This is a genomic window from Micromonospora tarensis, from assembly GCF_016803395.1.
Lineage (GTDB): Bacteria > Actinomycetota > Actinomycetes > Mycobacteriales > Micromonosporaceae > Micromonospora > Micromonospora tarensis.
Genome location: NZ_JAEVHL010000410.1, coordinates 1 through 3308, shown reverse-complemented (window position 1 = coordinate 3308; position 3308 = coordinate 1). Strand labels below are relative to the sequence as shown.

1 protein-coding gene and 2 pseudogenes are annotated in these 3308 nt (G+C 72.0%); 1 reads left to right on the top strand and 2 read right to left on the bottom strand.

Translation table 11 applies throughout. The annotated features are described in order from the left end of the window. A pseudogene (gene smc / locus JM949_RS34785) lies at positions 1-2166 on the bottom strand (chromosome segregation protein SMC); the annotation flags it as partial. 344 nt (positions 2167-2510) lie between these two features. Next, positions 2511-2705, bottom strand: coding sequence for a hypothetical protein (locus JM949_RS34780; RefSeq protein ID WP_007456482.1), 195 nt, complete (start codon positions 2703-2705; stop codon positions 2511-2513). A gap of 371 nt (positions 2706-3076) precedes the next feature. Here JM949_RS34780 and JM949_RS34775 point away from each other — a divergent pair. Next, positions 3077-3308 (top strand): annotated as a pseudogene (locus JM949_RS34775) (CAP domain-containing protein); the annotation flags it as partial.

Here is a 3308-nt window from a genome sequence, read left to right as displayed (position 1 = left end):
CGGCGGGCGGCGGCGTGCGGTGGCTCTCCGCCTCGCGCTTCTCGGCGGCGGCGTGCTGCACGGCCTCCTTGGCGGCGGCCACCTCGGCGCGGGCCGCTACGAGCTGGTCGCGCAGCTCCGCGCCGACGCGTTCGGCGGTGAGCCGGTTCGCGCGGGCCTCCTCGACGGCCGCCTGCACCTCGATGTAGCTGGGCGCCTTGGCCGACCCGCCGGCCGCCGCGTACGCCCCGACCACGTCACCGTCCGGGGTGACCGCCCGCAACTCGGGGTTGCTGGCGACCAGTTCGGCCGCGGCGGCGAGATCGTCGACAAGCGCCACGTCACGCAGCGCCCGGTGCACCGCCGGACGAAGCTCGGCGGCGCACTCCACCAGGTCGGGGGCCCATCGGGCCTCGTCGGGCAGCTTCGGGCGCAGGGCGTCGGCAGAGCCGGTCATGCCGGGCCCCGCCGGGCTGCCGACCAGCAGGCCGGCCCGGCCGGCGTCGGAGATCTTCAGCAGCCGCATCGCCTCGACGGCCTCGTCCACACCGCTGACGGCGACCGCGTCGGCGAGGCCGTCGAGCGCGGCGGCCAACGCGGCCTCGTGACCCGGCGCGACGGTGAGCAACCCGGCGAGGCTGCCGAGCAGGCCGGGTACGTCCCCGGCACGGGCGAGCAGCGCGCCGGCCCCGTCCTTGCGCCGTAGCCCGAGGGCGAGCGCCTCCTCCCGGGCCTTCCAGGTGGCGGCGTCCTTCTCGGCCGCCCGCTCGGCGTCGGCCAGCGACCGGACGCCGGCCTGCGCGCGCTCCTGGACGGCGACCGCCTCGGCGTGCCGGGCGTCCAGGTCGGCGTTGTCCCGGTCGGCCTCGGTGGACTGGGCGGCGACCGCGTCCAGCTCGGCCTGCGCCTGCTCGGCGCGGCTCAGCGCGTCGGCGTGCGCGACGGCGAGCCGTTCGATCTCCTCACCGGCGCTGGTGGTCCGGGCCCGGGCCGAGTTGACCTGGCCGGTGAGCCGGGCCATTCCCTCCCGCCGGTCGGCGATGGCCTTGGCCGCGGCGACCAGCTCTCGCTCGGCGGCGGCGAGCTGCCGCTCCAGCTCCTGGCGGTGCTCGACCGCCTCAGCCAGCCGGATCTGGTCATCGGTGAGCGCCGCGCGCAGCTCCTCCTCCTGCTCGCGGACGCGTTCGGCCTCGGCTTCCAGCTGGTCCGGATCCCGGCCGGGCCGTTCGTCGTCGCCGGTGGTGCTCAGGTGCCGCAGCCGCTCCCGGGCCAACTGCTCGATCGAGCGGAAGCGTTCCTGCAGGGCGGACAACTTGTACCAGGTGTCCTGTGCGGCGGCGAGCAGCGGCGCGTCCTCGGCGAGGGCGGCCTCCAACTCGCCGAGCCGGCCCTGCACCTCGGCGTGCTCACCCTCGATCTGCTCGCGCCGCTCGCGCAGCGCGGTCTCGTCGGCGATCTCCCGGTCGAGGGTGGTGCGCAGGGTGGCCAGGTCGTCGGCGAGCAGGCGTAGCCGAGCGTCGCGCAGATTTGCCTGGATGGCGGCGGCCCGCCGGGCCACCTCGGCCTGCCGGCCCAGTGGCTTGAGCTGGCGGCGCAGCTCAGTAGTCAGGTCGGCCAAGCGGTTGAGATTCACTTGCATCGCGTCGAGCTTGCGCAGCGCCTTTTCCTTGCGCTTACGGTGCTTGAGGACGCCGGCCGCCTCCTCGATGAACGCCCGGCGGTCCTCCGGCTTGGCGTGCAGCATGCCGTCGAGCGACCCTGCCCGACGATGATGTGCATCTCCCGGCCGATGCCCGAGTCGGACAGCAGCTCCTGGATGTCGAGCAACCGGCAGGAGTCGCCGTTGATCTCGTACTCGCTCTCGCCGGAGCGGAACATCCGGCGAGTGATGGAGACCTCGGTGTACTCGATCGGCAGCGCGCCGTCGGTGTTGTCGATGGTGAGGGTGACCTCGGCGCGACCCAACGGTGCCCGGCCGGCGGTGCCGGCGAAGATGACGTCCTCCATCTTGCCGCCGCGCAGGGCCTTGGCGCCCTGCTCGCCGAGGACCCAGGCGATGGCGTCGACGACGTTTGACTTGCCCGAGCCGTTCGGGCCCACCACGCAGGTGATCCCGGGCTCCAGCTTCAACGTCGTGGCGGAGGCGAAGGACTTGAACCCCTTCACCGTCAGGCTCTTGAGATACACCTACTCGATCCTCGTCCGGTGGCCGCCGTACCGTCGCCGGCTGCGGGGACCTGGGTGAACTCGCAGACTAACCCGACGGTGGGACCGGGCCGGCACGCGACCCGCCCCGGGCCGCGCCGACCGAGGGCGCGCTGTTGTTGCGTGGGCCGCGGAAAAGACAACAGCTTTTCATGATCGCCTTATCCGGTGGCGGGCTTTCCGGAACTGCGGGCGCGGTTCCCCGCAGCCGACCACGGCAAGATCATGAATGGTCCGACGAAAGGCGCCGGACAGTGTTGCGCGCCGGCACAGAGGTGTCGGCGCGCATTTTTGCGGTGGTGCGATTCAGTTCTTCGATGTGGAGATCAGGTCAGCGCCGGCTCGGCCAGACGGAGCAGATCGTCCGCCTCCGCCGCAGCCGCCGCGAGCCGATCGTTGTCGGCACGCAGACGCGTGATCTCGAACTCCAGTGCCTGAACCCTGGCACGCAGTCGGGTGACCTCGTCGAGCAGACGCCGATCGGGCGCTGCACCTACGTGGCCGTAGAGGGCCTTCGCCATGCTGACTCCTTGATATGCGCTGCCGGAAAGGCCGGCCAACGCGCGCCCATTTGTACGCGGCTGTCATTCCAGGCTGTATCTGGGCATGACCGGGCGCGACTGGCGACACCTATATATTGAGCCGCAAACCCCTCCTTCGTCAAGTTCTCGCAGGCCGTAGATCATCTCCACGTCGACCTGTCCACTTGTCGGGGGGCTGCCGCAAGGCACGGACACGCTCTGTCCGGACGCCTTTACTGTACGCCCGGATCGGCAGAAGTCCGCACCCTCGTGTCCGACTTCCCCTTAACTCTTTCTTAGCCGCGTTGCCGCAGGTCGCGGGCTCGCCGTAGCGTCAGCCCGGCTCACCACCGACAACTGGAGGCATAGTCGTGCACGGCTGGACCGACCCGATGGACCCGAACGGCGCCCCCCGGCGCGCCGAGCGGCCGACCGACGAGCCGGCCTGGCTGCACGACCGCCCGGAGCCCCGCTCGGCCTACCTGTTCGGCGACGACGCCTACCTGTTCGGCGACGACACCGATCAGCCCGGCGACGAGTGGCACCCGCGGCAGCCCGCCGACGGCTGGCAGTCGGGCGCCGACCGGCCGCCGGCTGGCCGAC

Excerpts from the sequence above, each read along its gene's own strand:
- JM949_RS34780 (WP_007456482.1), bottom strand. The coding sequence starts at position 2,705 with ATGGCGAAGGCCCTCTACGGCCACGTAGGTGCAGCGCCCGATCGGCGT.